The 26,196-nt window shown below is 60.4% G+C and carries 27 protein-coding genes, 2 tRNA genes and 1 pseudogene; 4 read left to right on the top strand and 26 right to left on the bottom strand.

Annotated features, from left to right (window positions below; genetic code table 11):
• From ACNQFG_RS10210 to spoIVB, 9 genes are all read right to left on the bottom strand, one after another.
• Window positions 1-1,446, bottom strand: a complete 1,446-nt coding sequence (locus tag ACNQFG_RS10210; protein WP_423404817.1) for a Gldg family protein — start codon at window positions 1,444-1,446, stop codon at window positions 1-3.
• A gap of 15 nt (window positions 1,447-1,461) precedes the next feature.
• Window positions 1,462-2,334 carry an ABC transporter permease gene (locus ACNQFG_RS10205; protein WP_423404816.1) on the bottom strand — a complete coding sequence of 291 codons (873 nt, stop codon included), beginning with the start codon at window positions 2,332-2,334 and terminating at the stop codon, window positions 1,462-1,464.
• Window positions 2,331-3,074 (bottom strand): ABC transporter ATP-binding protein, encoded by a 744-nt coding sequence (locus ACNQFG_RS10200; protein ID WP_423404815.1) that lies wholly within the window; start codon window positions 3,072-3,074, stop codon window positions 2,331-2,333. The genes ACNQFG_RS10205 and ACNQFG_RS10200 overlap by 4 nt, the downstream gene beginning before the upstream one ends.
• A 196-nt stretch (window positions 3,075-3,270) precedes the next feature.
• A complete protein-coding gene (gene rpmE / locus ACNQFG_RS10195) occupies window positions 3,271-3,471 on the bottom strand; it encodes a 50S ribosomal protein L31 (RefSeq protein WP_005926533.1) in 201 nt (66 codons plus the stop codon).
• A 171-nt stretch (window positions 3,472-3,642) separates the two neighbouring features.
• Window positions 3,643-4,386, bottom strand: a complete 744-nt coding sequence (locus tag ACNQFG_RS10190; protein WP_423404814.1) for a CpsD/CapB family tyrosine-protein kinase — start codon at window positions 4,384-4,386, stop codon at window positions 3,643-3,645.
• Between the two features lie 12 nt (window positions 4,387-4,398).
• Window positions 4,399-5,184, bottom strand: coding sequence for a YveK family protein (locus ACNQFG_RS10185; RefSeq protein WP_302276124.1), 786 nt, complete (start codon window positions 5,182-5,184; stop codon window positions 4,399-4,401).
• 111 nt (window positions 5,185-5,295) lie between these two features.
• Complete coding sequence (locus ACNQFG_RS10180; protein ID WP_423404813.1) at window positions 5,296-6,006, bottom strand: CpsB/CapC family capsule biosynthesis tyrosine phosphatase; 711 nt, start codon at window positions 6,004-6,006, stop codon at window positions 5,296-5,298.
• A 410-nt stretch (window positions 6,007-6,416) separates the two neighbouring features.
• Window positions 6,417-7,175 (bottom strand): sporulation transcription factor Spo0A, encoded by a 759-nt coding sequence (gene spo0A, locus ACNQFG_RS10175; protein ID WP_423404812.1) that lies wholly within the window; start codon window positions 7,173-7,175, stop codon window positions 6,417-6,419.
• 117 nt (window positions 7,176-7,292) lie between these two features.
• The gene (gene spoIVB / locus ACNQFG_RS10170; protein ID WP_423404811.1) at window positions 7,293-8,555 is read right to left on the bottom strand and encodes a SpoIVB peptidase; all 1,263 of its coding nucleotides are present in this window, start codon (window positions 8,553-8,555) and stop codon (window positions 7,293-7,295) included.
• A gap of 108 nt (window positions 8,556-8,663) precedes the next feature.
• On the opposite strand from spoIVB, the gene ACNQFG_RS10165 reads away from it, so the two are divergent.
• A tRNA-Leu gene (locus ACNQFG_RS10165) sits at window positions 8,664-8,743 on the top strand.
• Between the two features lie 221 nt (window positions 8,744-8,964).
• Here the strand turns inward: ACNQFG_RS10165 and ACNQFG_RS10160 are convergent.
• Window positions 8,965-9,048, bottom strand: a tRNA-Leu gene (locus ACNQFG_RS10160).
• Window positions 9,049-9,222: 174 nt separating this feature from the next.
• On the opposite strand from ACNQFG_RS10160, the gene ACNQFG_RS10155 reads away from it, so the two are divergent.
• Window positions 9,223-10,062: a polysaccharide deacetylase family protein gene (locus ACNQFG_RS10155; protein WP_423404810.1), complete on the top strand. Its 840-nt coding sequence runs from the start codon at window positions 9,223-9,225 to the stop codon at window positions 10,060-10,062.
• On the opposite strand, the gene ACNQFG_RS10150 is transcribed toward ACNQFG_RS10155, so the two are convergent.
• From ACNQFG_RS10150 to ACNQFG_RS10120, 7 genes are all read right to left on the bottom strand, one after another.
• Entirely contained in the window at window positions 10,022-10,792 is a 771-nt protein-coding gene (locus ACNQFG_RS10150) for a MerR family transcriptional regulator (RefSeq protein WP_423404809.1), read from the bottom strand. The two genes, ACNQFG_RS10155 and ACNQFG_RS10150, sit on opposite strands and share 41 nt — an antisense overlap.
• Window positions 10,793-10,917: 125 nt before the next feature.
• On the bottom strand, window positions 10,918-12,318 hold the full coding sequence (locus ACNQFG_RS10145; RefSeq protein WP_423404808.1) for an aminopeptidase: 1,401 nt from the start codon (window positions 12,316-12,318) through the stop codon (window positions 10,918-10,920).
• A gap of 69 nt (window positions 12,319-12,387) precedes the next feature.
• Window positions 12,388-12,957, bottom strand: coding sequence for a lytic transglycosylase domain-containing protein (locus ACNQFG_RS10140; protein WP_423404807.1), 570 nt, complete (start codon window positions 12,955-12,957; stop codon window positions 12,388-12,390).
• Window positions 12,954-13,583 (bottom strand): dephospho-CoA kinase, encoded by a 630-nt coding sequence (gene coaE / locus ACNQFG_RS10135; protein WP_423404806.1) that lies wholly within the window; start codon window positions 13,581-13,583, stop codon window positions 12,954-12,956. The genes ACNQFG_RS10140 and coaE overlap by 4 nt, the downstream gene beginning before the upstream one ends.
• Window positions 13,580-14,608 (bottom strand): L-threonylcarbamoyladenylate synthase, encoded by a 1,029-nt coding sequence (locus tag ACNQFG_RS10130; RefSeq protein WP_097774902.1) that lies wholly within the window; start codon window positions 14,606-14,608, stop codon window positions 13,580-13,582. The genes coaE and ACNQFG_RS10130 overlap by 4 nt, the downstream gene beginning before the upstream one ends.
• A gap of 86 nt (window positions 14,609-14,694) precedes the next feature.
• On the bottom strand, window positions 14,695-15,783 hold the full coding sequence (gene prfA, locus ACNQFG_RS10125) for a peptide chain release factor 1 (protein WP_423404805.1): 1,089 nt from the start codon (window positions 15,781-15,783) through the stop codon (window positions 14,695-14,697).
• Between the two features lie 45 nt (window positions 15,784-15,828).
• Window positions 15,829-16,020, bottom strand: a complete 192-nt coding sequence (locus ACNQFG_RS10120; protein ID WP_097792148.1) for a DUF951 domain-containing protein — start codon at window positions 16,018-16,020, stop codon at window positions 15,829-15,831.
• Window positions 16,021-16,219: 199 nt separating this feature from the next.
• On the opposite strand from ACNQFG_RS10120, the gene ACNQFG_RS10115 reads away from it, so the two are divergent.
• A complete protein-coding gene (locus ACNQFG_RS10115) occupies window positions 16,220-17,155 on the top strand; it encodes a S1 RNA-binding domain-containing protein (RefSeq protein ID WP_423404804.1) in 936 nt (311 codons plus the stop codon).
• Window positions 17,156-17,222: 67 nt separating this feature from the next.
• Window positions 17,223-17,774 (top strand): DUF4364 family protein, encoded by a 552-nt coding sequence (locus ACNQFG_RS10110; RefSeq protein WP_423404803.1) that lies wholly within the window; start codon window positions 17,223-17,225, stop codon window positions 17,772-17,774.
• Window positions 17,775-17,848: 74 nt separating this feature from the next.
• Here ACNQFG_RS10110 and yqeB read toward each other — a convergent pair whose 3' ends face one another.
• From yqeB to ACNQFG_RS10065, 9 genes and pseudogenes are all read right to left on the bottom strand, one after another.
• Window positions 17,849-18,664: a selenium-dependent molybdenum cofactor biosynthesis protein YqeB gene (gene yqeB / locus ACNQFG_RS10105; RefSeq protein WP_118553070.1), complete on the bottom strand. Its 816-nt coding sequence runs from the start codon at window positions 18,662-18,664 to the stop codon at window positions 17,849-17,851.
• 3 nt (window positions 18,665-18,667) lie between these two features.
• Window positions 18,668-19,699 (bottom strand): XdhC family protein, encoded by a 1,032-nt coding sequence (locus ACNQFG_RS10100; RefSeq protein WP_423404802.1) that lies wholly within the window; start codon window positions 19,697-19,699, stop codon window positions 18,668-18,670.
• Window positions 19,700-19,722: 23 nt separating this feature from the next.
• Window positions 19,723-19,953, bottom strand: a complete 231-nt coding sequence (locus tag ACNQFG_RS10095) for a DUF3343 domain-containing protein (RefSeq protein WP_423404801.1) — start codon at window positions 19,951-19,953, stop codon at window positions 19,723-19,725.
• Window position 19,954: 1 nt separating this feature from the next.
• Window positions 19,955-21,091: an aminotransferase class V-fold PLP-dependent enzyme gene (locus tag ACNQFG_RS10090; protein WP_423404800.1), complete on the bottom strand. Its 1,137-nt coding sequence runs from the start codon at window positions 21,089-21,091 to the stop codon at window positions 19,955-19,957.
• On the bottom strand, window positions 21,088-21,690 hold the full coding sequence (gene yedF, locus ACNQFG_RS10085) for a sulfurtransferase-like selenium metabolism protein YedF (RefSeq protein WP_423406581.1): 603 nt from the start codon (window positions 21,688-21,690) through the stop codon (window positions 21,088-21,090). The genes ACNQFG_RS10090 and yedF overlap by 4 nt, the downstream gene beginning before the upstream one ends.
• Window positions 21,691-21,705: 15 nt before the next feature.
• A pseudogene (gene selD, locus ACNQFG_RS10080) lies at window positions 21,706-22,736 on the bottom strand (selenide, water dikinase SelD).
• Window positions 22,733-23,440, bottom strand: a complete 708-nt coding sequence (gene yqeC, locus ACNQFG_RS10075) for a selenium cofactor biosynthesis protein YqeC (protein WP_423404799.1) — start codon at window positions 23,438-23,440, stop codon at window positions 22,733-22,735. Before yqeC ends, selD begins: the two are co-directional and overlap by 4 nt.
• Entirely contained in the window at window positions 23,441-25,729 is a 2,289-nt protein-coding gene (locus ACNQFG_RS10070; protein ID WP_423404798.1) for a xanthine dehydrogenase family protein molybdopterin-binding subunit, read from the bottom strand.
• The gene (locus ACNQFG_RS10065; RefSeq protein WP_097792138.1) at window positions 25,726-26,196 is read right to left on the bottom strand and encodes a (2Fe-2S)-binding protein; all 471 of its coding nucleotides are present in this window, start codon (window positions 26,194-26,196) and stop codon (window positions 25,726-25,728) included. Before ACNQFG_RS10065 ends, ACNQFG_RS10070 begins: the two co-directional genes overlap by 4 nt.

The following is a 26,196-nucleotide window of genomic DNA, read 5'->3' as shown; positions in this document are numbered from 1 at the left end:
TCACTTTCTGCGCCGCAGGATGACCACGACGGCACCTGCCGCCAGCAACGCTGCCGGAAGGATCAGGATGAACACCAGACCCAGCACCGCCGCCTGTGCACTGGAAACGCTGATGGGGGCAGCTTCCAGCGCCTTGGAGTCGATCAGCACACTGCCGACCTGCCCCGCCAGCGAGGATGCACAGCCCTGCAGGAAAGTGCAGTTGCCGGGCACGACCTGATACGCGCTCTCGTTGTCCATGTTGCCGCAGTTGATCCAGATGACCTCTGCCTCGGTGACTGTATTGCGGGCGTAGGCTGCCAGCGTGAAGGGGCCATCCGTGTCGCCGTCCTCTTTCTCCACCGTGGTCATCTCGTACCCGGTCGCCTTGCTGTAGGCCGCATCGGAGGTGGTGAGCAGCGCTTCCGCGGTCACATTCTCCGTCTCAGTCAGGGTGATGCCCTGCGCCATCTGGAGCAGAATATGGCGGCTGGTATCCACGCCCTCCAGCGCCGTGGTCTCGGTGGGGCTGGTGTAGTCCGGCAGCAGATAGTAGGGGTAGCCGTTCATGAAGTGGCCGGAATCGCCCTCGACCACCAGCCCCTCGGCGCGGGTCAGGCCGAATTCGGCCATCACAGCGTCCAGATTGGGCGTATTATAATAGGTATCGGTCGTGAGCAGAACCTTGCCGCCTGCGCTCAGGTAACTGCGCAGAAGGCTCATCTCATCCACCAGAGCGCCCGCCGAGGCAAAGTCCTGTGCAGGGACGTTGATGATGAGCAGATCACAGTCCTCCGGGACGCTGCCGCTAGAAAGCAGGTCCAGCGCCGTGAGGGAGAGGTTCTGATTTTCCAGTGCATCGGTCAGCGTGTCGGTCAGGGCCTGCTCGCCGTGGTTGGTGGTGTAGTAGGCGTGTTTCTGTTCCCCACTGGTCAGGCGGTAGATGGCCGAGGTGATCTTACTCTCGCCGGAGAACGTCACACGATAGCTGCCGGTGGTGTAGTAGTCGGAATAGTCATAATCGTAGAGGTCGGAGGCGTCCAGCACGACACTCTGCTCCCCAGAGACCAAGATCAGACTTCCAGACGCAGCATCCTGTGCGCCGTACTGCGCTGCAAAGGTCGGGTAAAGCGCCGGGTCCTTGATTTCCCAGGTAATATGGCTGCTCTCGGAAGCGTATTTGTCCAGGAGCTTGGAGATGATCTGGTCCTCATTGCCGGTCTCGCAGAGGTAGTAGATGGTCACATCCTGCGTCAGGCCCTGCGCCACCTGCGCAGAACTGTCGCTGAGGGTATACAGTCCGGCCTCCGAGAGGTCGAACGTGGTGTATTTGGTCGGGAGGGCCCGCACCAGCAGGTTCACCAGCACGGCCAGAACCAGGACGGCCGCCGTGATGGCGGCGGAATAGAGGCCGCTGCGGAACACCCGCCCATTCAGGGCCGTCTTATCTTTGGGGAAGAACTTCATCGCTGCGCACCTCCTTTAATTCCAGCGGCGCTTTTCCAGCCCCTGCGCCGTGAAGAACAAAAACAGCATGGTCACGGTCAGGTAGTACACCAGCGTCGGGATGGAAAAGCTGTTGTTGACAAACTCTTCAAACGGCGTGAACAGGCACAGCCCGCTGAGCACCGCGCTGAACGCTTCGGTCAGCCAAGCGCTCTTCACGAGGAAAAGGCCCGTCAGCCCCAGGCAGCACACTGCAAAGGCCAGACACCCCAGAACAAAGCTCCGGGTGCGCAGCCCGGCAAGGAGCGATGCCGCACCCGCGATGCCCACAAAGACGACCAGCGCCACTGCGCTGCCTGCGGTGAACATGCTGCGCAGGCTGGGCATCATGTAGGCCAGCAGCAGCACCGAGAAGCCCGCCACCGCCGCGATGATGGGGTTTTCGGTCAGGCCGGAGAGGAACTCGCCGATGGCAATGGCCGCACAGCCCAGCAGAAAATAGCACAGCAGGCCCGCGAAGTTCGCGGCCAGTGCAGTGACTGTGCCGCCCAGTGCCCAGAGGATGAGGATCATCACGGCATCCACAAGGCACGGCAGCGCGAATACGGCGCACATCGCGAAAAACTTGCCCAGCACCACGCCCCAGACGGAGACCGGGCTGGTAAGCAGCAGCTGATCGGTGCGGGTGCGGCGCTCTTCGGCCAGCGACCGCATGGTCAGGACCGGAATGTAGAGCAGCAGCATGAAGATCGTGCGGTAAAGCGTGTAATAGCCAAAATCCGTCAGGCCGTAGCCCAGATTCAGGGCAACAAAATAGATGGCCGTTGCCGCCAGCATAAAGGCGGTGAGCAGATAGCCGAGCATCCCGTGGAAATAGCTGCGGAGTTCCCGCTTGAAAATGGCGTTCATTCGTCTTCCTCCCCTGTGCTCTCCTCGGTCTCGCCGCCGGTCAGTTCCAGAAAGACTTCTTCCAGACTCCTGCCGTCCGCCGTCAGCTCCTGCAGACTGCCCGATGCCGCCAGCCTGCCTTTGGACAGGATCAGTACCTGACTGCACACCGCCTGCACCTCGCTGAGGATGTGGCTGGACAAAATGACCGTATGGGTCTTGCCCAGTTCCTGAATGAGTCTGCGGATCTCGATGACCTGTGCAGGGTCAAGGCCTACGGTAGGCTCGTCCAGAATGATGAGCTGCGGCGCGCCCAGCAGCGCCTGCGCAATGCCCACGCGCTGGCGGTAGCCCTTGGACAGACTGCGGATGAGCCGGGGCAGCACCTCTTCCAGCCCGGTGCGGCGGGCAGCTTTGCGCACCTGTTCTTTGCGGTCGGCCTTCTTTTTGATGCCTTTCAGCTCTGCAGCAAAATCCAGATATTCCTGCACCGTCATTTCCGGGTAGAGCGGCGGCTGCTCGGGCAGATAGCCGACGCACTTCTTTGCCGCATCGGCCTCCTCCGGCAGCGGGTGCCCCGCCACCGTGACCTGCCCGCTGGTAGCGGACAGATACCCGGTGAGGATATTCATGATCGTGGACTTGCCCGCGCCGTTGGGGCCGAGCAGGCCGCAGATGCCGCCGTCTGCCACTGCAAAGGAAACATCCTCTACCGCCAGACGGTGCCCGTATTTTTTGGTAAGATGAGAAACTTCGATCACAAATAACGCTCCTCTCAAAGGCCGCGCAGAACGCGATGGATTTCGTTGCTGGTTTATTTTAGTCTGCAAATGTGATGAAAATAAGATAAAGTCGTGTAAGTTCCGAAAGGTTCCGCCGTTCGTGCTTTTCTGCCCCAACACGCAAAAAAGCGCCGCCTCCGCAAGGGAGACGGCGCTTTGGAAAAGACCAGTAAAATTACTTACGGCCGAAACGCTTGTTGAAGCGCTCAACACGTCCGCCGGTGTCAACCAGCTTCTGCTTGCCAGTGTAGAAAGGATGGCACTTGGAGCAAACTTCGACGTGGATCTCAGGCTTGGTGGAACGAGTCTTGATGACGTTGCCGCATGCGCAGGTGATGGTGCAGTCAACGTAGTTCGGATGGATACCCTGTTTCATTCTTTTCACCTCATTTCTGGTTCTGACTTATTGGGGCCATATTATAAATGTATGTGCCCATCACAACCTTCAATATCGGCTACCCCGTCGAGCGGCCTTGGAAACGATTGCCTTACTATTATAGCACAACTTTTGAAAAATGCAAGGGGGAATTTTTGATTTTTGGTGCTGTCACAGCGGGAGATCAGCCTTTTTTATTCTCTTCCGCGCCCAAAGCGGACCCCCCCCATAATAATATCCCGTTTTACCGTAATATTTCTTATAGTAAAGGTTGGAACCATTGGTCTTTGCAGCATTCAGCACCACACCGAGCAGCGGCGTACCGGTACGTTTGAGCTGTTCCACAGAGTTTGCCACCAGCTTGCGGGGAGTCTGGCCGCACATAGTCACCAGGACCGTGCCATCGCAGTGAGTGGCAATGTTCAGTGAATCGGCCACACTGCCCAGCGGCGGGGTGTCGATAAGAATGATACCGAAGCGCTTGCGGCACTCTGCGATCATCTGAGCAAACTTGGGGCTCTCCAGCAGGATAGCCGGGTTTACAACGGTCTTTGCTACCGGAATAATATAGCCATTTTTGATGTTGGTTTCGTAGATAACATCCTCCAGCTCAGCCTGACCGGCCAAATAGTGGGGAGCACCCTTCATGTGGCCACTGCAGGAGAACCCATAGCGGGTGCGCAGAACGGACTTGCGGAAGTCACAGTCGATAAACAGCGCCGGGATACCCATCTCTGCAATGCTCCTCCACAACTGCATGGTCACAAAGCTTTTGCCCTCGTTTGGAGTACTGCTGGTGACCATGATGGTCTTGACATCGCTGCCGCAGAAGCTCAGATTGACGCGCAGCTGGTTGACCGCCTCGCTCACTTCCCAGGAGAGTTCGGGCAGTTTATTGATCTCGATCTTATTCATGGTATCCTCCCCTTAGCCCTTCTTGAACCGCGCGAACGCATTCTTTTTGTTCGGATGCTTGCCATCCAGATTTGCTTCCGGGATGGTTGCCAGAGGCTGAACACCGAGGTACTTGGTCACATCCTCCGGGGTCTCGAAGGTATCGTTCAGCAGGAACTTCACTACCAGAACGCCGCAGCAGAGCACAGCACCCAGCAGAGCACCCAGCAACGTATTCTTCGAATAGCTGGGGCTGAACGGCCTGGTGGGGACAATGGCATCTTCGACCTTGTTCGGAGTCTCAGTCTCCATGACCTGTGGCAGGTAAATGCAGGCCTGATCGATCAGCTCATTGGCAATATCAGCTGCCTGCAGGGGGTCTGCGTCGGTGACGGTGACCGTCATCAACCGGGTACCACTGGTATTGGTAATACTGATTTTCCCCTTCAGCTCCTTCGTGGTCATATCCAAGTCCAGGTTGTCGATGACGCTTTCCAACAGCGGGCGGCTGAGCAGGAGTTCCTGATAATCGGCCGTTAACTGAGTACCGATCTGCAGATCGGTCAGGTTGACGAGCGAGTTGTTCGACGCGGACACCACATACATGCTGGCAGAAGCCTTGAACATCGGGGTCATGAAGAAATAGGTCACGCCCCATGCCAGAATGGCACCTGCAAGCAGGCAGGCAAGGATCTGCAGAATGTGGCTCCAAAGCATGTACGCCAGTTCCAGCAGATCGATCTCTTCTTCGTGATCGTTCTGATTGATGGCGATCTGCGGCTGCTGGTCGGGCATCTTGTTGATCGTTTGCTGTTCCATCTTGATTGATTTTTCTCCTCTTTTGATTTGTGATTTGTCAATGCTGTAACGGTTATGGATTCGTTCTTATTCGACGCAGTGGGCAGATCTGCCCACTGCGGAAAAGCATCTTCAGCCCTGTGCGGTAAGACGGGCAGCATTTTCGTCCATCCGGGCCAAGAAGCCTTCGCCCAGCTTCCGCCGGATGACATCCCGCCCCCCTTTCAGATTCGGTGCACGGCTCGTCAAGTTGTGGCTGTCGCTGCCCAGCAGCGGCGTATCCGTCAGGCGGAGCAGTTCCAGCGCAAGCCTGCGGGTGCTCCAGGAGATAAGGCTTCCGGCGTTCACCTGCAGACCGATGGGCAGTTCCACCATCTGTTCCAACTTCTGGCGGTTGCCCTTGCTGAAGCAGAAGCGTTCCGGGTGCACCAACACCACCTGATAGTGCTGATCCAGCGAGAGCGTCGTGACAGTCTCCACCTGCTGGTCTGTCCACTCGGTGAACGGCATCTCCAGCATCAGTGTGCGGGTGCCCTCGATGCACAGCCGCTCCAGATGGTGTTCTTCCATGTGCCGGAAATACGCCACCTCGGCGGCGGGCCGGATACGCGGCAGGCTGCTGTCGCTTTCCAAGATACCGTGCAGTGCTTCCAGCGCTTTGCTCCGCCGGGCACAGTACGTGGCCGTGTCGTTCTGATCCGCGTAATAATGTGAAGTTGCGCAGACTGTTGTGATACCCATTTCGGCCATCTTGCGCAGCATTGCAACCGACATATCCACACTTTTGCTTCCGTCATCCATTTCGGGAAGGATGTGGGTGTGCATATCTGTGATCGTCTCCAATGGCATTGAAGCTCCGGTTCCTTTCCCATCGACCCTTCTCTGGCCGACCATTTCAAAACATCTTCCTATCTTCGAATATGCCTCATAGAATGTTTCTATCATGACTCATCTTATTTTATCATGAATTCCGCAGCAGTTCAATATCGTATTTTCCATTTTTAGGAGCAATTTTATGAAAAATGCTGTGAATCTTTCTTCTTTTCAAAAGAAAGTGCTAAATTCGTCTTTTTCCCAAAAAAAGACCTTCCGGCCGCGCGGGGCTTGATGCCCGACGAAACCAGAAGGTCTGCACATTTTCCCTTCATCTGCCGCCTTTGAACCGCAAAGCCCTCCGGGCAGCGAAATGCAGCTGTTAAGGTATCCGTTCAATCAAAACTGCACGTCAAAATAAAAGTAACCTTTCTCAATCGTCACCCCACCCGCTGCCGTTTATCCAGCCGCATCTTGTCAGCGATCATCGCAATGAACTCCGAGTTCGTTGGTTTTCCCCGCAGGTTATGGATGGTGTAGCCGAAGTAGCTGTTGAGGGTATCCACATCGCCCCGGTCCCAAGCCACCTCGATGGCGTGGCGGATGGCGCGCTCCACCCGGCTGGCGGTGGTGCCGTTTTTCTTGGCGATTTCCGGGTAGAGGCGCTTGGTCACAGCGTTGATATACTCCGGCTCGTTCATGGTGAGCAGGATGGCATCCCGCAGGAACTGGTAGCCCTTGATGTGGGCGGGGACGCCGATCTGATGCAGGATCTCGGTAACGGTCAGCTCATCGCTGTCCACGCTGGTGTGCAGGTGATGCTTTTCCTTGCCCATTGCCACCTTCACGACCCGGCTGGCGAGGACATTTTCGTCAAACGGTTTGACGAAATAGTACGCAAATCCCTCATCCAGCAATTCCTGGACCATTTCCTCGCTCTGGAAGGCACCGGTCACGAAGAAGGAGGTGTGCCGCTCGCCTGCGGCGTTGTACTTCTGCTTGACGGCCAGTGCATCCAGACCGGGCATAAAAGCATCCAGCAGGACCACCTGCGGGCGCACCGAGAGCATTTTCTGAAGCACCTTCTGTCCGTCCTTTTCGACGACCGTAACTTCCACGCCTTTTTGTTCCAGCGCCTCGCGGCAGGCTTCCGTGATCTCTGCGCTGGTATCCGACATCAAAAACCGAATTTTATCCATCGTTCATTCCTCCAAAGTGTGCAGTTCCCTTAACGCTTTTGATTTTACCATATTTTTCCATTGATTTCAACGGTTATTTTTGCCATATTATGGCGTCGATTGTCGAATGATGCTTATTCATTTTGACGATTCTGTATCCTGCGCCCTCTGCGCCGCGATTTCGGCCTGTTCCAACATGGTCTGGGCAAAAATTCCGTAGCCGCGTGTCGGGTCGTTGACCAGAACATGGGTCACTGCTCCCACCAGCCGCCCATTCTGCACGATGGGGCTCCCGCTCATCCCCTGCACGATGCCGCCCGTCTGCGCCAGAAGCGCCGGGTCTGTCACCCGCAGGACCATGTTCCGTTTGGGGTCTGCGTCGCTGATCCGTTCGATCCGGACCTGATAAGGGCGCGGCGTCTCACCGGACACCGTAGACCAGATCTCTGCATTGCCCGTTGTGACCTCCTGCGCAAAGGCGACCTCCATGCGCTGCCCGGCGAACTGTGTGCGGGTTGTGCCGTATACGCCGTTCTCCCCATTGATGCGGATGCTCCCGATGGCCCGGCTGCCCAGAAAGTGCCCTTTCAGTTCGCCGGGGCTTCCTGCAGTCCCCTTGCTGCAGCCGGTGATCTGGCAGGGGACGATCTCGCCGCTGCGCAGGGCCACGCTCTCACCGGTGTCGCTGTCGCTGATGGGGTGGCCAAGCCCGGCAAAAATGCCCCGTGCATCGTCTGCGAAGGTCAGCGTCCCGACACCGGCCGAGGAGTCGCGCACCCACATCCCGGCGCGCCACTGCCCTGCCGCCGCATCCCAGACCGGCACAAGCGTCGTGCGGAGCTGCTCTCCGTTCCGGATATACACGACCTCCACCGCCTGCCCCTGCGCTGCTTCCAGCGCCGCTTTGACGGCGTCGTTGTCCTCCGTCACGGTCGTACCGATACGGATGACCCGGTCGCCCAGGCGCAGCCCGGCTTCCTTTGCCGGATTGGCCGTGCCGCCGCTGGAGCGTTCCACGTCCGAAAAGCCGACCACCAGCGCCCCCTCCGAGAACATCTTCACCCCGAACGGCGTCCCGCAGACCGTCACCTGCATCCGCTCTGTGACGATGGTCCGGATGGTCTTGATCGGCAGCCAGCCGCCCAGCGAGAGGGTCGTCTGGTAGCTGCCCACCGCGCGGGTGCTGGCGACATTCTGGCTTCCGTGCGCCCCCAGCGGCTCCACATAAGAAAAGCGGGGCAGCGCCAGAACCTCGCCCGGTGTCAGATAGACGCGGTCCGGCAGGCGGCTGTACAGCCACCCCAGCGCAGCGACCAGCAACAGCGCCAGCCATGCTGCCGCCTGCTTTGCCCGCTTCCAGCCCTTTCGCTGCGCTCGGTCCTGCTGTTTCACGTTCGCCATCTCCCCGGAATCTTTTTTGCTAGTATGCGCCGCGCGGGATGTGATTATAAAATTGTGCCGCAGGAATTGACTTTTGGATGCAAACTTGATACACTTAATAAGCTCCGTGCGGAAGTGGCGGAACGGCAGACGCGCTGGTTTTAGGCACCAGTTCCATCGGAGTGAGGGTTCAAGTCCCTTCTTCCGCATAAGAAAAGGCTCCATCGAACGGTTTCCCCGTTTGGTGGAGCCTTTTTACGTTTGCCTCTGTTCTTGTTTTTTTTTACCACTTTTTGACGACTTTTTTGACGACTTCGGGAGCGTCAGAAGCCGTTAAAACCGCTGGCATTCGTTCGTATCTGCACATTCCAAAACAAGCAAAAACCCGCATGAGCACTTGATTTTCAAGCATTCATGCGGGTTTCTCATCTGGTGCGAGGGAGGGGACTCGAACCCCCAAGGATAAACCACACGCACCTCAAACGTGCGCGTCTGCCAGTTCCGCCACCCTCGCATACTGTTTTGGTGCAATCTCCGATTCCTGAGGTTTGAAACCGTGGTGCGGACTGCTCAAGTATAGTACCATAATCTCCTGGGAAAGTCAAGCGTTTTTCATAGAATTTTTCGGCTCTCATATCTTGTACGGAGACGCTTTTTCATAAATTCACAGCATGAGGAGGTTTTTGGTGTGAAGGTGCAGAAAAAGTTTTTATTACAGGGCGCGATCCTTCTATTTCTGGGGCTGGGCTTAGGTTTTGGGCTTGGGAGTTTCTATGCTTCTGCGCCGGTCATCGGGTGCCGGGAAAATGACCTGACGCCCATCCCGGACGAAGGCTTCGTCTCCCCTGCCGCAAGCGAAGTGCCGGCCGGGTCGGTTCCGGAAACGCCGCCCGCACCACCGGACAAATGGGTCTGCCTGACCTTTGACGACGGCCCCAGCAAGACCACACCGGATGTGCTCAGCGCGCTGAACGCGGCCGGAGTGCACGCCACATTTTTTGTGGTGGCTACCGGTTACAACGAGAAGTATCTGCCGCTTCTCGCTGAGGCAGAAGCCGCCGGGCACCAGATCGCGCTGCACTCTGCTTCCCACGAGTACAGCGATATCTACCGGAGCCCGGACGCCTACTGGCAGGACCTTGCCCTGCTGAAGGAGCGCATCGCGCCCTATGTCCACACGGAGGGCATCCGGTATCTACGGTTTCCGGGCGGCAGCACCAACACCGTCAGTCGGCGCTACGGCGGCAAAGGCATCATGAGCGAACTGAAAGCGCAGGCCGCTGAAAAAGGCTTCACCTCTGTGGACTGGAACGTCTGCGCCGAGGATGCTGTGGGCGGCAAACCCAGCGCATCCACCATCTACCGCAATGTGGTGCGGGAGACCGGTGAACAGACCCAGTGCATCGTTCTGATGCACGATTCCGCCACCACCCACACCACCGCCGAAGCCCTGCCGGACATCATCCAGTGGTATCGGGATCAGGGGTTCACATTCTGCCGCGTAGAGCAAGTGCTGCCAACACCATAGCGGCCACCGCCGCAGGGAGCAGCCGCCAAAGCCATCGAAGCAGGCGCTCCCGTCTGGGCGGCAGCCCCGTTTGAAGCGATTCCGGGAAGACCGCTTCGCAGCAGATGGAATCGCAATAGCGGCCCTGCCCCCGCCACGCTTTGTATCGGATGCCGTTCCACTCAAACTCTGGATACATCCCGCCTTTTGTGATGCACAGAGGGCTTCCCTGCGCTTCGGCATAGCGCTGCAGCGCTTCCGCAAAGTCCTCCGGGGTGTTGATGGACTGCTCCGATACGATGTAAAAACGCTTTTTCTGTTCGTTTTCTGCCACCGTGCGGTAGTCCTTGAGCCAGCCGGTGAAGAATCCGTCCGGTTCCTGCGGGTCCTGCATCCGTTTCAGGCAGTCGTCCACATCCAGCTGCTCCATCCGGGGTGCCTGCCGGGTCAGCTCTGCACAAAAGCGGATCGCACCCGCCAGTTGAGCGGCCTGTTGTTCCAGCACTGCCTGCTGCGCCTGGATCGCTTCGGCCAGCGGCTGTTCCCCACGGAGAACGCTTTGAATGGTGGACAGCGGCAGATCCAGCATCCGAAGCATCCGGATCAGTTTCAGAGTCCGGACGTCTTCGGCGGTGTAATCCCGGTAGGCATTGCTCCGGTTGCGGGCAGGCGTCAGCAGCCCTTCTTTTTCATAGAAGCGGATATTGGGGGCAGACACCCCGCTCTGTTTCGAAGCCTGTTTGATGTTCATTTGCTTCACCTCCGCACTTACACTACACCATAAAGTCGGTGGAAGGTCAAGTATTTTCCTCAAAAAAGCGCAAAAATGCCCCGGCGGGCACAAAACCTGCCGGGGCACTGGTTTTTCAATGGCGCTTACTGTGCGTTGTTGAAGAGGCTGAAGGCGCGATATGCCATGTACAGGTCGGTCTTATGGATGACCTCGAAGGGCGAGTGCATGGACAGCACCGGCACGCCGATGTCCAGCACCGGGATGCCGCGGTTGGCCACATACTTGGCAATGGTGCCGCCGCCGCCAAGGTCCAGACGGCCCAGCTCACCGATCTGCCATGCCACGTTGCCCTTGTCGAGCATCCGGGTGACATCGCTGACCAGCTCTGCGCAGGCATCGCTTGCGGAGCCCTTGCTGCCGCCGCCGGTGTACTTGAAGAATGCCACACCGCGGCCTGCGTAAGTACCGTTCTGCGGCTCGAAGGCACCTGCCCAGGACGGGTCGTAGGCAGCGGTCACATCGGCGGAGAGACACACGCTGTTCTGGAAGGCAAGGATGTCGTCCTGACCGGCGGCGCGGCACAGCAGCTGCATAAAGTGGAACACATACATGCTCTGCATGCCGGTCACACCGTCGGAGCCGATCTCTTCCTTATCGGTCAGCACGCAGACGGTGGTGTGCACAGGATCTTTCGTCTCGATCTCGGCCATAAGGGCGGGGTATGCGTCCACCCGGTCATCGTGACCGTAGCCGCCCACCATGGAGCGGTCAAAACCGACGTCACGGCACTTGTAAGCCGGGGTAATCTCGATCTCGGCCCGCATGAACTCCTTCTCGGTGATGCCGTACTTTTCGTGCAGCAGCATCAGGGTGTTCAGCTTGACGGCCTCCTTGATGTCGGCATCCTCCACAGCGTCGGAGCCGATGAGCACGTTCAGCTCTTCGGCCTTGATGCCCTCGCTGAGCTTGCGGTCGTTCTGCTCTGCACCCAGATGGGGCAGCAGATCGGTGATGCAGAACACGGGGTCGCCCTCGTCCTCGCCGACACGGACGGTGACGGTGGTGCCGTCGTCGCGGGTGAACACGCCGTGGATGGCCAGCGGCATGGTGCCCCACTGGTACTTGCGGATGCCGCCGTAATAGTGGGTCTTGAAGTAGCTGAGGTGGTTTGCTTCGTACAGCGGGTTCGGGCGCAGGTCCAGACGGGGGCTGTCGATGTGGGCGATCACCAGACGGAAGCCCTCCTCAAAGCTGCGGGTGCCGATGGTGGAAGCCACGACGGCCTTCTTGAACTGGACGAAGTAGACCTTATCGCCGGGCTGGTAGGTCTTTTTGGGGTCGAACTCCACGTAGCCGGCATCCTTGAGCATCTGCTCGCTCTCGGCGGCGACTTCGCGCTCGGTCTTGCCGTTGTCGAGGAACTTCTTGTAGCCCTCGGCAAAAGCGTGTGCCTTCTGCTTGACGTCTGCATCCTTGTCGGCGACGTAAGCAGGCTTATAGAGCAGCTTTTCGGCCAGCTGCTGGGTCGGAGTTTTTTCTGCCATAGAATTTCTCCTGCCTTTCTGTTTCCATATTCCTAAATATTTCAAACCGGGAGACCCGGTTCAAGCGGATCAAGTGCCATACAGATTCTGATACACTGCATAGCAGGCGGTGATCTTTTCCACATAGTGGTGCATCTGGTTGTAGGGAAACCCCTGCAGCGTGATGCCGTCGGCGGAGTGTTCTTCCTTTTGCAGCAGCGCATCTACCGTGCCCCACCCGCTGTGATAAGCGGCAGCGGCAGTGGCAACATCGCCGTTGTAGCGCTCCATGCACAGGTGCAGGTAATAGCATCCGAACCGCAGGCTGACGGCGGGGTCATACAGATCCCCGAAGGTGACGTTTTCCCCTTCCGCGATCTTGCTGCGCAGCCAGATAAAGGTCTCTTCGGTCATCTGCATCAGGCCCCGGGCCTCGACGCTGGATGTAGCATCCGGGTCAAAGCCGCTCTCCGTCCGGACGAAGGAGTAGACCAGCAGCGGGTCGAGGTCGTACTCGGCGGCATACTGCTCCACAAGGGCGGAATACTTGCAGGGATAGAGCGTTTTTTCCACCCGCGTCCGCACCGGCGGCAGGCAGAGGATGCCCAGCGTCACCAGAAACACCAGAACGAAGCCGTTCAAAAATCTCTTCGCATTCAAATCGAGGGTCGCGCACCACCTTTCGTGCCGCCTTCCGCCAGCAGCTGCTCGCAAAGCGCGTTCGCAGCTGCTTCCAGTGCGGCAAGGTCTGCGTCGTTGCGCAGGACGTAATCGGCGCGGGCCAGCAGGGCTTCTTCGGGCGTCTGGGCGTTCAGGCGGCGCGCTGCCATTTCGGGTGCGATGCCGTCCCGCTTTGCGATGCGGGCCACGCTCGTTTCAAATGGAGCCGTCACCACAGCCAGACGGTCGCACTCGGCTTCGGCTTCTGTCCCCACGATGACCGCGCCATCCAGCACAAAGAGCGAAGCCCCCGCCTCCTCGGCGGCGTGTTTTGCCAGCCGGATGCGGCGCACGATCTCCGGGTGGGTCAGGCTGTCCAGCGCCGCCTTGCCTTCCGGGGTGGCAAAGGCGCGATCAGCCAGCAGGCGGCGGTCTAGCGAGCCGTCCGCCCGGAGGATGTCTGCCCCGAACCGCCGAGCCAGCACCGGCAGCAGCGGCGAAGACGGCAGCAACATTTCCCGCGAGATCTGGTCGGCATCGGCCAGCGGCACACCGTGGGCCGAAAACACCGCCGTGACCGTGGATTTGCCGCAGCCGCTGCGGCCCGTGATGCCAAGCGCGATCATAGCTTGATCACCCGGAAGGCCGCAGCGCGGATCAGGCGGTTGTACACCGCCATGGAAAGGCCGTCCTTCTGCGGGCAGCGGGCGTAGACCACGGCATCGCCCTGCTCATCCAGCGCGCGCAGGCAGCGGAAGATGTGCTTTGCCTGATCGGCACCGTCGCCCTCGCGTCCATACTCCACGCAGGGCACACCCAGCTTTTCCGCCTCGCCGGTAAAGCACAGGCAGCTGGGATTCTGCTCGGCGTGGGCATCCACATAGGCTTTGAACTGCTCAAAGGTGCCTTCCAGCAAGGTCACATCCGCCTTGGGGGCGTAGTGCTTGTACTTCATGCCGGGGCTGCGCACCACAGCACCCTCCGGCAGCTTTTCGAGGATGGCTTTGGACACTTCCACCTCTTCGCCGAGGGCACGCTCGAGGTCTTCCAGCGTGATGTGGCCCGGGCGGAACAGGGTGGGCTTTTCGCCCACCACCGACACCACAGTGCTTTCTACGCCCACGTCGCACTCGCCGCCGTCCAAAATCAGCGGCAGGCGGCCGTCCATATCGGTGAACACATCCTGCGCGTTGGTGGGGCTGGGCTTGCCGGAAAGATTGGCGCTGGGGGCAGCAAAGGCGCAGCCGCTCTTTTCAATGACGGCGCGGGCCACCGGGTGGCTGGGCATCCGGATGCCCACGGTGTCCAGACCGGCACAGCACTCCGCTGCCACCTCCGGGCCGCGGGGCATGATGATGGTGAGCGGGCCGGGGCAGAACGCAGCCATCAGCAGCTGGGCGCGCTCCGGCACCTCGCTGACAAGGCCGGGCAGCATTTCCGGTCCGGTGACGTGGACGATCAGGGGATTGTCCTGCGGGCGGCCCTTGGCCACAAAGATCTTCTTCACAGCCTCGCCGTTGCGGGCATCGGCAGCAATGCCGTAAACCGTCTCGGTGGGCAGGGCCACCAGCTCACCGTTCTGCAGCAGGGCAGCGGCTTTTTCAATGCTCTTTTCGTCCGATGCGGGCAAAATTTCAGTTTTCATTTCCATACGGATCATCGTTCTTTCTATCTGTAAAGTATTTATGCTTTTCAGCATTTATCGACAGGATATCGTTTTATTTTCAAAGCCACATTTCAGCCCTGTTCGTTGAGCTTTTGCAGCTTTTCGGCCTGTTCGCGGGTGGCCAGTGCGTCGATCAGCTCGTCCAGATTGCCGTCCATGATCTTGGAAAGATTGTGCACGGTCAGGCCGATGCGGTGGTCGGTGCAGCGGTCCTGCGGGAAGTTGTAGGTGCGGATCTTTTCGCTGCGGTCGCCGGTGCCCACCTGCCCCTGACGGCTGGCGTTGATGGCATCCTGCTGCTGTTTCTGCTTCTGGGCCAGCAGGCGGCTGCGCAGGATCTCCAGCGCCTTGTCCTTGTTCTGGAACTGGCTGCGCTCGTTCTGGCATTCTACCACCATGCCGGTGGGGAGATGTGTCACACGGATGGCGCTGGAGGTTTTGTTGATGTGCTGACCGCCCGCGCCGGAGGAGCGGAAGGTGTCGATGCGCAGGTCCTTCATGTCCAGCGCAAAGTCCACCTCTTCGGCCTGCGGCATCACAGCCACCGTGGCCGTGGAGGTGTGGATGCGGCCCTGCGTCTCGGTCTCCGGCACACGCTGCACACGGTGCACACCGCTCTCGTACTTGAGGCGGTTGTAGGCCCCGGCACCGTCCACCGAAAAGATGGCCTCCTTCACGCCGCCAAGCTCCGTCTCGTTGAGGTTGAGCATTTCCAGCTGCCAGCCCCTGCTTTGCACATACATGGTGTACATGCGCAGCAGGCTGTGGGCAAACAGGGCAGCTTCCTCCCCTCCTGCGCCGCCGCGGATCTCCACAATGACATTTTTGCCATCGTTCACATCCTTGGGCAGCAGCAAAATTTTGAGATTATTTTCCAGCTTTTCCACATCTTGACTTTTTTCGCTGATTTCCTGCTGTATCATCTGCTTGAAGTCCGGGTCGAGGGTTTCCCCTTCGAGCAGGGCTTTTGCCTGAGCAAGATGATCCTGCGCCGTTGTCAGGGCCTGATAGGCCTGCACCACTGGCTCGGCCTCATGGTATTCCTGCATCAGGCGGCGAAACAGTGCCGGGTCCGCCGCTGTTTCGGGCTGGTTCAGGCGGATGGAAAGCTCTTCAAAGCGGTGGCAGACAGCATCCATCTGAGAAAACAGTTTTGACATACTTGTGCAGTTCTCCTTATCGTTCTCATGGGATGTGGCGGTTCGTCACTCGGCGGCACCGGGCTTCTGGACCTTTTTGATGTTCTTTTCAATTTTAGCACGCGGCAGCATCACCTCGCGCCCACAGCCGGTACACCGGATCTTAAAATCCATGCCGACGCGCAGCACCTCGAAGCTGGACGCTCCGCAGGGGTGCTTTTTGCGGGTGAGGATGGTATCTCCAACTGCGATATCCATGAACAGCTCTCCCTCCTGCCTGTGCCCTCCGGCACAGGCCCGTATCGCGGCCCGCACCGATTTCGCATCGGCCGCCGCATACAGATATAGTATAATCCAAACTCGTATAAAATGCAATTGTCAGCGCATATGGTTTTACTGCCGCCGGGCAAAACGGCGGGTGCGCAAGACAAAAACAGCACAGAAAGAGGAATGAAGAATGATGCAGACTTATCGTACCGAAGGAAATTACCGCAGTGCAGACCGGCTTTCGGCTGCGGAGCTGCGGGCGGCCATGGCCAGCCGCGAAATATTGCAGAGCACTGCACTGGCGTTCGACACAGCCCGCCAGCTGCGGTTCGAGATCGGCGGGGTGAGGGCCGTGATGCCCTTTGAGCAGTGTGCCGACGGAGCCGAGACGGGCAGTGTGCGGGACATTGCGGTGCTGACGAGGGTGGGCCGCCCCACCTGCTTTGTGATCGAAGCGCTGGACACCGACGAGAACGGTCAGCCCTTCTACCGGCTCTCCCGCGCGCTGGCGCAGCAGATGTGCAAGGCCGACTATCTGGACACCCTGCAGCCCGGCGATATCCTGCCCTGCACCGTGACCCATATCGAGCCGTTTGGCGCGTTCTGTGATGTGGGCTGCGGCATCAGTGCCCTGCTGCCCATCGACTGCATGTCGGTGAGCCGCATCTCCTCCCCCGCCGACCGGGTGAGCGTGGGCCAGCAGATCTTGTGCGCCGTCAAGAACCGGGATGTACAGGGCCGCTTTGTGCTGACCATCCGGGAACTGCTGGGCACATGGGAGGAAAATGCGGCCGGGTTCACCGTGGGTGAGACCGTGGTGGGCATCGTGCGCAGCGTGGAGGAATACGGCACCTTTATCGAGATCGCGCCCAACCTCGCGGGCCTTGCCGAGAGCTGCACCGACCTTGTGCCCGGGCAGGCGGTGAGCGTCTACATCAAGAACATCCTGCCGGAAAAAATGAAGATCAAGCTGGTGATCGTGAACCACGCCCTGAGCCAGCGCCACCGGTTCGAGCTGAAGTATTTCATCACCGAGGGCCATCTGGACCACTGGGTGTACTCCACGCCGGAAAGCCCCAAGCGCATTGAGACAGATTTTGCCGCTGCGGCTTGCAATCCGGCGTGAAAGCCTTTATACTATAAAGAGAAGATGATTTTTCGCAATCTGAAACTTGAGGGGGATGTGCAGAACGATGGCCGCCAATGATGCTTTTACTGCCGGTGTACGTCCCGGCGGGTTGACCAGCAGCACCGAGATCCGGCTGCTGCTGTGCTATCTGGTCAAAAATGCCGGACCCATTACCCGGCAGGAGATCGAAAACGCCCTGATGGAAGAAGCGCTGGTGAACTATTTCGAGATCGGCTCCTGCCTGGATGACATCACCCAGCAAAAGCTGGTCACGCTGGCCGATGGGCGCTATACCATTACCGAGAAGGGCCGCAAAGTGGCGCAGGAGCTTGCCTACGACCTGCCCCGCAGTGTGCGGGAGCGCGCTGTGGCCGCTGTGCTGCGCTGCCAGACATGGGCCCGCAAGGAGGCACAGTATGCGGCCCGCATCACCGAAAAGCAGGATGGGCACTGCACCATCCGCTGCACCATCAAAGCGCTGGATCAGGAGCTGTTCTGCCTGAACATCGGCACCCCCGACCGGCTCAGCGCTGCCCTCGTGAAAAAGCAGTTCATCCTCAAGGGCAACGAGATCTACCAAATGCTCATCAATAAGCTGACCGAAGAGACGAACTGACCCCTGCAAGCAAAAATCGCCGCTGTTCCGGGAAGACCGGAAGGCGGCGGTTTTTCTTTTGCTCGTTTTTTTCGTTATTTCCAAAGCTCAGCAGCCACCAGCTCCAGCACACTGCCCGCGATGCAGCGGGCCTTGTCGGAGATGAGGAAGCAGTTTTCCAGCTCCTCGCGGCGGGGGTCTACATCGGCCACCTTGAAGCCCTTCGGCACCGGGTAGCCATCCCGCAGAAGGCCCCGCAGGATGCCGGAGATCTGCGTCGTGACGGGGACGGTCTCCCCTTCCGGCGTTTCGAGCAGGGCGATGGTCTCGCCAGCCTCCACAAAGTCCGCAATGGCACGGCGATTCCGGAACACACCGGCGGCAGGCGAATGGATGACCCGCTCGGCCCCATAACCGCCGATGACGCCTGGCACACCGGAGTTCGGCGCAGCAGAGCCTGCCCGGATGATGCGGCCCAGTTTGTGGCCGCGCTTGGTCTCCACCACCACGTCCACATCCTGCCCGGCCACAAAGCCGGGGCCGAGGGCAATGGTCAGCGGAGCCATATCCCGCGTGGTTCCGAGATTTTTCTTGGCAATGATGGCATCCACCAGCACGGCAGGCTTTGCCGCAGCCAGGCAGCTGCCCTTCGGGTCCACCAAAACCGGGACGGCGTTCTGCGCCCAGACGGCGTCGGCTTCGGCCAGTGAAGCCACCCGCACGGCCCGCAGGCCCTCCACAGTGGTCTCGCCCTCATAGACCGCCTCGCACAGGGACACCTGACGGCGGATGGCGGCGGGGTGCTCTGCTTCCAGCACCAGCACCCGCAGCCCGGCAGACCAGAGCCGGTGGATGGTGCCGGTAGCAAGGTCGCCGCCGCCGCGCACCACGATCCGTTTTTCCTGTTTCATCGTTCATTCCTCCGGTTCGATCCGCTGTAAAAAGACCTGCATGGAGCCGCCGCAGGCCGCAATGGCTACATCATCGCCTGTACCGTCGGTGGTGAGATCGACCAATTGGGCGGGCGCTGCCGCCCCGGCCAGCATCTTCCCGGCCAGCTGCTGGATGCGGTATTCCATAATGCCGCCGCCCACGCTGCCCACGGCCCTGCCATCCGGCAGGACCAGCATTTTGGAGCCGACTTCCCGTGGCGTGGAGCCGTGGCGGGATACGATGGTCGCCAGCACCGCAGGCGTTTGCAGCGCCCGGAATGCTTCCAGAATGGCGGTCGGGAAGCCCTCGGTCAGCGAGCGGGTACTCTTGACCTGCACGATCTGTGCCAGAATGGAAAGCGCGATCTCCTCCGCCGTTTTGGCCCCGATGGCAAGGCCGATGGGCGCATGGAGCTGCTCCACCCGCGCCGGGTCCAGCCCGGCTTCGGTCAGCTGACGGCGCACCAGAGCCACGCGGCCCCGGCTGCCCATCATACCGACATAGGCGGCGGGCTTTTGCAGAATGGCCGTCAAACACTGGACATCGCAGCTGTGGGCGCGGGTAACGACCACAAAATAGCACTCTGCTCCGCCGGAAACTGCTGCAAGGCCCTCTTCAAAGGGCAGGCAGAGCACCGGGTCGGCCCCGGCCTGCCGCAGCTGCTCGGCAAATTCCGGGCGGTCCTCTAAGGCGCAGACAGGCAGACCCAGCAGCTTTGCCAGCCGCACCACCGATGCCCCCACATGACCGCCGCCGCAGACCACCAGACGCGGGGCTGCACCGAACCGCTCGGCAAAAACACGAAGCGCCCCAAATGTCTGCACTCCGCTGGCAGTCACCTGCTGCAGCGCAGGCAGCTGTGCTTCCAGACACGCCGCCGGATGTTCCGGCCAGACGGGCACACCGCCGCACAACAGCAGCTGCGCCCCTTGCGCCGCGCCCTCCAGCACCGTAGCCAATAGGTAATCGCCCGCCTCACGGTTCAAAGCATCACAAAAAGTTCGGGGTTCCATGCAAGGGTCTCCTTTTTTTCAAATCATTGTTCCACCTGCGCAACGGCATCGTAGGCGGCAGGGTCAAAGCGCTCCCGCCAGCACTGCCAATCCTCCGGCAGCATCCGCCACGCCAGACCGCACCCGGCGGAAAGCTCCCGCGGCAGCGGAATGAGCCGGCCGGGGATGTGCTCAGCAAGGCAATGCTTTTCCCACGCCATGGCATCCACCGTGGCGCGGAACGAAAGCACGATATACGGTCGTTTTGCTCGCATTTTATTCCTCCAATGCCAGCGCGCGGACCGCCTTTACGGCGCACTGCACCTCGGCTTCGGTGTTCTGGTGCGAAAAGCTGAACCGCACCACGCCCTGCTCCACGGTGCCCAGCGCCCGGTGCATCTGCGGGGCACAGTGAGCACCGGCCCGCACACAGATGCCGTATTCCTCCCAGAGCGCATCCGCCACACGGGCGGAGTCCTCCCCGGCAAGGTTCAGCGAGACGATCGGCGCACGGGGGACTGCCAGCGTTCCGTACAGAACGACACCGGGGACCTCCCGGACGCCCTCCCAGAACGACCGGGTCAGCGCCATTTCTCTGGTGTGCAGCGCCTCGACCCCCTGTTCCAGCAGCCAGCGCACCCCGGCCCCCAGCCCGGCAAAGCCGGGGACATTCAGCGTACCGGCTTCCAGCGCCGTGGGCATCTCCGCAGGGTGGGCTTCGGCAAAGCTGTGCACCCCGCTGCCGCCCACAACGAGCGGCGCGACCCGCAGCCCCGGCCGGACATACAGCCCGCCGGTGCCCTGCGGGCCCATCAGCCCCTTGTGCCCGGTGAAGCACAGCACGTCGATGCCGAGGGCCTGCACGTCGATGGGCAGGCTCCCCGCCGTCTGGGCAGCGTCTACGATCAGCAGAAGACCGTGCTTTTTTGCCACCTGCGCCACAAAGGGCAGGTCGGTGGCATGGCCGGTCACATTCGATGCCCCGGTGACAACGATTGCTCTGGTATTGGGCCGGACCAGCTGCTCGAACTGCTCATACCGCAGAACGGCGCGGTCATCCACCCCCACAAAGCTGAGCTGTACCCCCTGTTCCCGCAGGCGGTAGAGGGGCCGCAGCACCGAATTGTGCTCGCAGACCGTTGCAATGACATGGTCGCCGGGCGAAAGCAGCCCGCCGATGGCGGTGTTGAGCGCCTGGGTGGCGTTGGCCGCAAAGGCGATGCAGGCCGGGTTCTCTGCGTGGAAGAGTTCTGCCAGCGCCGTGCGCGTGTCGTAAACGATGCGGGCCGCGTGAAGGGTCGGTTCATGCGCCCCGCGTCCGGGGTTGCCCGCCGTTTGCAAAGCCGCGAGCATCGCCTGCCCCACCACCGGCGGCTTTTGCAGCGTGGTGGCGGCATGATCGAGGTAGATCACGGCTTGACCACGTTCCCGGCATTCAGCATTTTTTCCGCAATGACGTACATATTCGTCACGGTGCCGATGCGCAGTTTCTCGGTCAGGCCATAGAAATTCAGGCAGGTGCCGCAGGTCATGATCTCCACGCCCTGTGCTTCCAGTGCCTTCAGGTCATCCAGCATGGGCGAACCATCACAGGTCAGGGACGCGCCGCCGTTGTAAAACAAAATGGTCCTGGGCAGCTTCTCCTGCTGGGTCAGCGAGAAGACGAACGCCTTGAGCAGGGTCTTGCCCAGCTCCTCGGCCCCCTCGCCCATCGTATCCGCTGCGATGGCCACCACGGTATCGGTGCGGGCATCGGGTGTGCAGACGGCAGGCTCTTCGGCCGCAGCGGAGGCATCGCCCAGCGTGAACCGGACACGGTACTCCCGTTCGGCCAGCTTCTCCGCGCTGGAGCCATAGCCCTTCTGCTGCGCCATCTTGGTCAGGTTCTGGACGGCGATCTCATTGTCCACCAAAACCTCCACCTCGCCTGCACCGTTCAGCGCAGCGATGGCCTTTTTTGCCTTGACAACGGGAAGCGGGCAGGCATCCCCGCGTGCATCTACGTTCAACATCATCGTTCTATCCTCTCAATACTTCACTGTGATCTCCGTGGGCTGTGCGTCCCGGATCTCGCCCACGATGGCGGCAGGCAGGCCCGCCGCACACAGTTCCCGCGCCAGTGCCTCCGCCTTCTGCGGGGCCGCCGCCAGCAGCAGCCCGCCGGACGTCTGCGGGTCGAACAGGATCTCTTCCATCGGGAAAGGCACGTTCTCAAACCGGACGAACGGGCCGGTATGGTTGCGGTTGCGCTGTCCGGCAGCGGTGTACAGGCAGGCGTCCGCCGCCTCCCATGCGCCGGGCAGCACCGGCACAGCTCTGGCATCCACGACGCAGGAGAGCCGCCCGCCCATCATCTCGTGCAGATGGCCCAGAAAACTGAAACCGGTCACATCGGTTGCCGCGTGGACCTCATACTTCCGCGCGATCTCTGCCGCTGTTTTGTTCAGCGTCGTCATGGAGCGGATGGCGGCTTCCATCTGTTCCGGCGCGGCTTCGCCCACACGGTTTGCCGTGCAGATGAGCCCAACGCCCAGCGCCTTGGTCAGGATGAGCTGGTCGCCGGGGCGGCCGGTGTCGTTGGCGGTCAGGCGGTGCGGGTCCACAAGACCCGTCACCGAGAGGCCGTATTTGACGCCGGTGTCCGCGATGGAGTGCCCGCCCGCGAGGATGCCCCCGCTTCGGCCACCTTCTTGGCTCCGCCGCGCAGAATCTCGCCCAGAATGTTCAGATCCATGCTCTCCGGGAAGCAGACAAGGTTCAGTGCAGTCTTAACCTCGCCACCCATGGCATAGACATCACTCAGGGCGTTGGCCGCTGCGATCTGCCCGAAGGTATAGGGGTCGTCCACCATCGGCGGAAAAAAGTCCACCGTCTGCACCAGCGCAAGGTCATCGGTGATGCGGTAGACCGCCGCGTCGTCTTTGCTGTCATAGCCGACCAGCAGGTTTGGGTCCTGCTCGCCGCGCGGCAGCTTTTCCAGAATACGGCTCAGCACCCCCGCGCCGAGTTTGGCGGTGCAGCCGCCGCCTGTACAGAACACGATCTTTTCTTCGCTCATTCGGCTCGTTCTCCTTTTGCAAAATGCGTCAGAACGCTTTGCACATGATATCGTTCCCACAGGATGGTCCGGGTCTTCTCGCCCAACGCCCGCCGGGCGGGGTCGTCCGCCTGGTTGAGCACCGCATAAAACGCCCGTTCTCCCACCAGCTTCCGCCCACCGGCTTCGCTGGCCAGCAGTGCAGCCAGAAGCTCCGGCGTCAGGGGGGCGTCCGGTGCGGTGTGCAGCAGTGCACAGGCTTCGTCCAGCCGGAAGCAAACCTCCCGCAAAGGGCGGCCCAGAGCTGAAAGCCCGGCCACGGCCAGCACGGTGTCGCATTCCGGCAGCAGCACTGGTTCCCGCGACGCCGGGGCCTTGCAGGGCATCCGTTTTGCGCCGTCCGCTTCCAGAAAAACGGCGTCGGCCTGCCGCATCCAGCGGTGCAGCAGGTCCGGCGGCGGGGCGGTCAGCTTGCCGCAGCCGTCCGGTGTGCCCAGGACAGCATACTCCCCCGCAGCCCAGAGGGCGCTGCATTCGGCTTCTGTATGGGCCATGTTGTGGTCCGGCTGCCGGATGTGGGTGGTGGTAGCGGCCAATACCCGCCAGCCCTTGCGGGCGCAGTGGGCCGACAGCTGATAGAGCAGCGTCGTTTTTCCGCCGCCGCCCACCAGCGAGACGACATGGCCCTTTTCAGCCAGAAATGGGAACTGTGCTTCGGACAGCATTCAGCGGGTTTCCTCCACGGCCATAGCGATCTGTTCCGGGGTAATGGGCAGCTCATAGAAACGGGTGCCAATGGCGTTGTACACTGCATCTGCAATGGCAGGCAGCGGTGTATTGATGACGACCTCGCCGATGGACTTTGCGCCAAAGGGTCCGTTGGGTTCATAGCTGCTCTCAAACTCCACCCGGATGCGGCCAATGTCCACACGGGCGGGGATCTTATACTGCATGAACGAGTTTTCCATCGGCCAGCCTCTGCTGTCGTAGGTGATGTTTTCGGTCAGAGTCATGCCGATGCCCTGCAGCAGACCGCCCTCAGCCTGCACACGGGTCAGGTTCGGGTTGATGGGCGTGCCGCAGTCCACACAGGCGGCATAATCCACGACCTTGACTTCGCCGGTCTCTTTGTCCAGCTCGATCTCGGCAGCACCAACCATGAACGGCGGCGGCGACAAAGGCGAAGTATGTGTTTCGGTGGCTTCCAGCGGAACCATGTGGCCGAACTGAGAGGCGAACGCCACCTCGCTCAGGGAGACCTTTTTCGTCGGGTCGGCGTCCACAGAGAGGGTCTTGCCGTCAAAGACCACTTCGCTCTCCTCGCAGTGGAGCAGCTCTGCGCCCAGCTTGCAGATCTGGCCGCGCAGCTTCATGGCACACTTTTCGGTGGCCTTGCCGGTAACGTAAGTGGTACTGGACGCATAGGAGCCGGAGTCATAGGGCGAGGTATCCGTATCAGCTCCGAAGACCGTGATATTGTCCAGCGGGCAGTCCAGCACTTCGGCGGCGATCTGCGCCAGTGTAGTGTCACAGCCGGTGCCCATGTCGGCCGCACCGATCATCAGGGTGTAGAAGCCGTCGTCATTCAGTTTCAGGGTGGCACTGCCCACATCCATGCCGGAAATGCCAGAGCCCTGCATCGCCATGCCCATACCGACAGCGCGCACCTTTCCGTTGCCGAGGTCGCGGACGGGATACTTGTTGTCCCAGTCGATCATGTCGTGGACTTTTTTCAGGCAGCGGTCCAGCGCGCAGCTGGTGTTGACAGCCCCATAGTAGGCGGGCATCACATCGCCTTCCCGGACGATGTTCATCTCGCGGATCTTGAACGGATCCATGTGGAGTTTTGCCGCCAGCTCGTTGACGGCAGACTCCACGGCAAACAGGCCCTGCGTTGCGCCGTAACCGCGGTAAGCACCGGCAGACATGTGGTTCGTATACACCACATCACTGATAAAGCGGAAGGCTTCTGCCTTGCCGTACAGCGGGATGGACTTGTGACCGGAAAGGCCCACGGTCGTAGGGCCATGCTCGCCGTAAGCGCCTGTGTTCGAGAGGGTGTACAGGTCGATGCCGCGCACGAGGCCCTCTTTGGTGGCACCGAGGCGGACGTGCATCTCCATCTCGTGGCGGGGCGAGGAAGCGGTCTGGCTCTCCTCGCGGGTGAAGATGAGCTTGCTGGGCTTTTTGGTCTTCCAGGTGACGAAGGCCGGGTAGATGGCCGAGACCGCCGTCTGCTTGGCACCAAATCCGCCGCCGATGCGGGGCTTGATGACGCGGATCATGGATTTGGGGATGTGGAGCGCGTTGGCCACGTTGCGGCGGGTATGGAAGACGATCTGGGTCGAGCTGAGGATGTTCAGACGGCCGTAGAGGTCCATATAGCAGTAGGTGCGGAAGGTCTCCATCATGGCCTGCTGGCAAGCCTTGGTGTGATACACATGGTCGATGACCACGTCGCAGTCGGCCAGCACGGCGTCGATATCGCCGCTTCCGCACTCATCGTGGGCGCAGAGGTTGCGTTTGTTGTCGGCTCCCACCGGGCACAGACTGGCCCAGTTGTCCTCCGGATGCACCAGAATGGGGTTGTCCTTGGCAGTGTGATAGTCCAGCACTGCTTCCAAAACCTCATATTCCACCTTGATGAGCTTGAGAGCCTTATCCACGCACTTTTCGTCCTTACCGGCCACAATGGCCACCACATCGCCCACAAAGCGGACGTGCCGGTCGATGACCAGACGGTCGTAGGGGCTGGCCTCCGGGTAGGTCTGGCCGGCCTGGGTGTAGCGGCGGGCGTTCTGGTCCACATCCTCCCATGTAAAGATTGCTTCGATCCCGGGCACCTTTTTGGCCACCGTGGTGTTGATGGTCTTGACGATGGCGTTGGGGTGGGGCGAGCGCAGCAGCTTGACGATGAGGCAGTCGGCAGGAGCGAGATCGTCCATGTACACCGGCTTACCGGTCACAAGCTGCATCGCGTCCTTTTTCCGGAACGGTTTGTTGACGTTTTTCATTCGGCGGCCTCCTTCGATCGTTTCCATGCGAGAAATGCCTGAATGCCCCGCAGCTGGCCCTCGTAGCCGGAACAGCGGCAGAGGTTGCCCGCAAGGTATTCTTTGATCTCGTCCTCGGTGGGGTACTCCTTCTCGCGGAAAAGGGCCAAGGCGTTCATGATGAAGCCGGGGTTGCAGAAGCCGCACTGTTCCGCTCCCTGATCGGCGATGAACGCGCCGAACTCTGCGGCTTCGTCCTGCAGGCCCTCCAGTGTGGTGACGCGGTGGCCGTCGGCACGGGCTGCCAGCACCGAGCAGGACAGCACCGGCTTGTCGTCCAGAAAGACGGTGCACAGGCCGCAGTTGGCAGTCTCGCAGCCGCGCTTGACGCTGTAGCAGCCGTGGCTGCGGACAAAGTCAATGAGCAGAGTATCCGGGGCGGCCTCGGCGGAAACTCTGGTTCCGTTCAGAATGATGGTGATTTGCAT

Source organism: Faecalibacterium prausnitzii (assembly GCF_049532945.1).
Taxonomy (GTDB): Bacteria; Bacillota; Clostridia; order Oscillospirales; family Ruminococcaceae; genus Faecalibacterium; species Faecalibacterium prausnitzii_N.
The sequence above is the reverse complement of the archived record's forward strand: the minus strand, read 5'-3'. Positions and strand labels throughout refer to the sequence as shown.

Excerpts from the sequence above, each read along its gene's own strand:
- ACNQFG_RS10210 (WP_423404817.1), bottom strand. The coding sequence starts at position 1,446 with ATGAAGTTCTTCCCCAAAGATAAGACGGCCCTGAATGGGCGGGTGTTC.
- ACNQFG_RS10205 (WP_423404816.1), bottom strand. The coding sequence starts at position 2,334 with ATGAACGCCATTTTCAAGCGGGAACTCCGCAGCTATTTCCACGGGATG.
- rpmE (WP_005926533.1), bottom strand. The coding sequence starts at position 3,471 with ATGAAACAGGGTATCCATCCGAACTACGTTGACTGCACCATCACCTGC.
- ACNQFG_RS10190 (WP_423404814.1), bottom strand. The coding sequence starts at position 4,386 with ATGAATAAGATCGAGATCAATAAACTGCCCGAACTCTCCTGGGAAGTG.
- ACNQFG_RS10185 (WP_302276124.1), bottom strand. The coding sequence starts at position 5,184 with ATGGAACAGCAAACGATCAACAAGATGCCCGACCAGCAGCCGCAGATC.
- spo0A (WP_423404812.1), bottom strand. The coding sequence starts at position 7,175 with ATGGATAAAATTCGGTTTTTGATGTCGGATACCAGCGCAGAGATCACG.
- spoIVB (WP_423404811.1), bottom strand. The coding sequence starts at position 8,555 with ATGGCGAACGTGAAACAGCAGGACCGAGCGCAGCGAAAGGGCTGGAAG.
- ACNQFG_RS10150 (WP_423404809.1), bottom strand. The coding sequence starts at position 10,792 with ATGAACATCAAACAGGCTTCGAAACAGAGCGGGGTGTCTGCCCCCAAT.
- ACNQFG_RS10145 (WP_423404808.1), bottom strand. The coding sequence starts at position 12,318 with ATGGCAGAAAAAACTCCGACCCAGCAGCTGGCCGAAAAGCTGCTCTAT.
- coaE (WP_423404806.1), bottom strand. The coding sequence starts at position 13,583 with ATGATCGCGCTTGGCATCACGGGCCGCAGCGGCTGCGGCAAATCCACG.
- ACNQFG_RS10130 (WP_097774902.1), bottom strand. The coding sequence starts at position 14,608 with ATGGAAATGAAAACTGAAATTTTGCCCGCATCGGACGAAAAGAGCATT.
- prfA (WP_423404805.1), bottom strand. The coding sequence starts at position 15,783 with ATGTCAAAACTGTTTTCTCAGATGGATGCTGTCTGCCACCGCTTTGAA.
- ACNQFG_RS10120 (WP_097792148.1), bottom strand. The coding sequence starts at position 16,020 with ATGGATATCGCAGTTGGAGATACCATCCTCACCCGCAAAAAGCACCCC.
- ACNQFG_RS10115 (WP_423404804.1), top strand. The coding sequence starts at position 16,220 with ATGATGCAGACTTATCGTACCGAAGGAAATTACCGCAGTGCAGACCGG.
- ACNQFG_RS10110 (WP_423404803.1), top strand. The coding sequence starts at position 17,223 with ATGGCCGCCAATGATGCTTTTACTGCCGGTGTACGTCCCGGCGGGTTG.
- yqeB (WP_118553070.1), bottom strand. The coding sequence starts at position 18,664 with ATGAAACAGGAAAAACGGATCGTGGTGCGCGGCGGCGGCGACCTTGCT.
- ACNQFG_RS10100 (WP_423404802.1), bottom strand. The coding sequence starts at position 19,699 with ATGGAACCCCGAACTTTTTGTGATGCTTTGAACCGTGAGGCGGGCGAT.
- ACNQFG_RS10095 (WP_423404801.1), bottom strand. The coding sequence starts at position 19,953 with ATGCGAGCAAAACGACCGTATATCGTGCTTTCGTTCCGCGCCACGGTG.
- yedF (WP_423406581.1), bottom strand. The coding sequence starts at position 21,690 with ATGTTGAACGTAGATGCACGCGGGGATGCCTGCCCGCTTCCCGTTGTC.
- yqeC (WP_423404799.1), bottom strand. The coding sequence starts at position 23,440 with ATGCTGTCCGAAGCACAGTTCCCATTTCTGGCTGAAAAGGGCCATGTC.
- ACNQFG_RS10070 (WP_423404798.1), bottom strand. The coding sequence starts at position 25,729 with ATGAAAAACGTCAACAAACCGTTCCGGAAAAAGGACGCGATGCAGCTT.
- ACNQFG_RS10065 (WP_097792138.1), bottom strand. The coding sequence starts at position 26,196 with ATGCAAATCACCATCATTCTGAACGGAACCAGAGTTTCCGCCGAGGCC.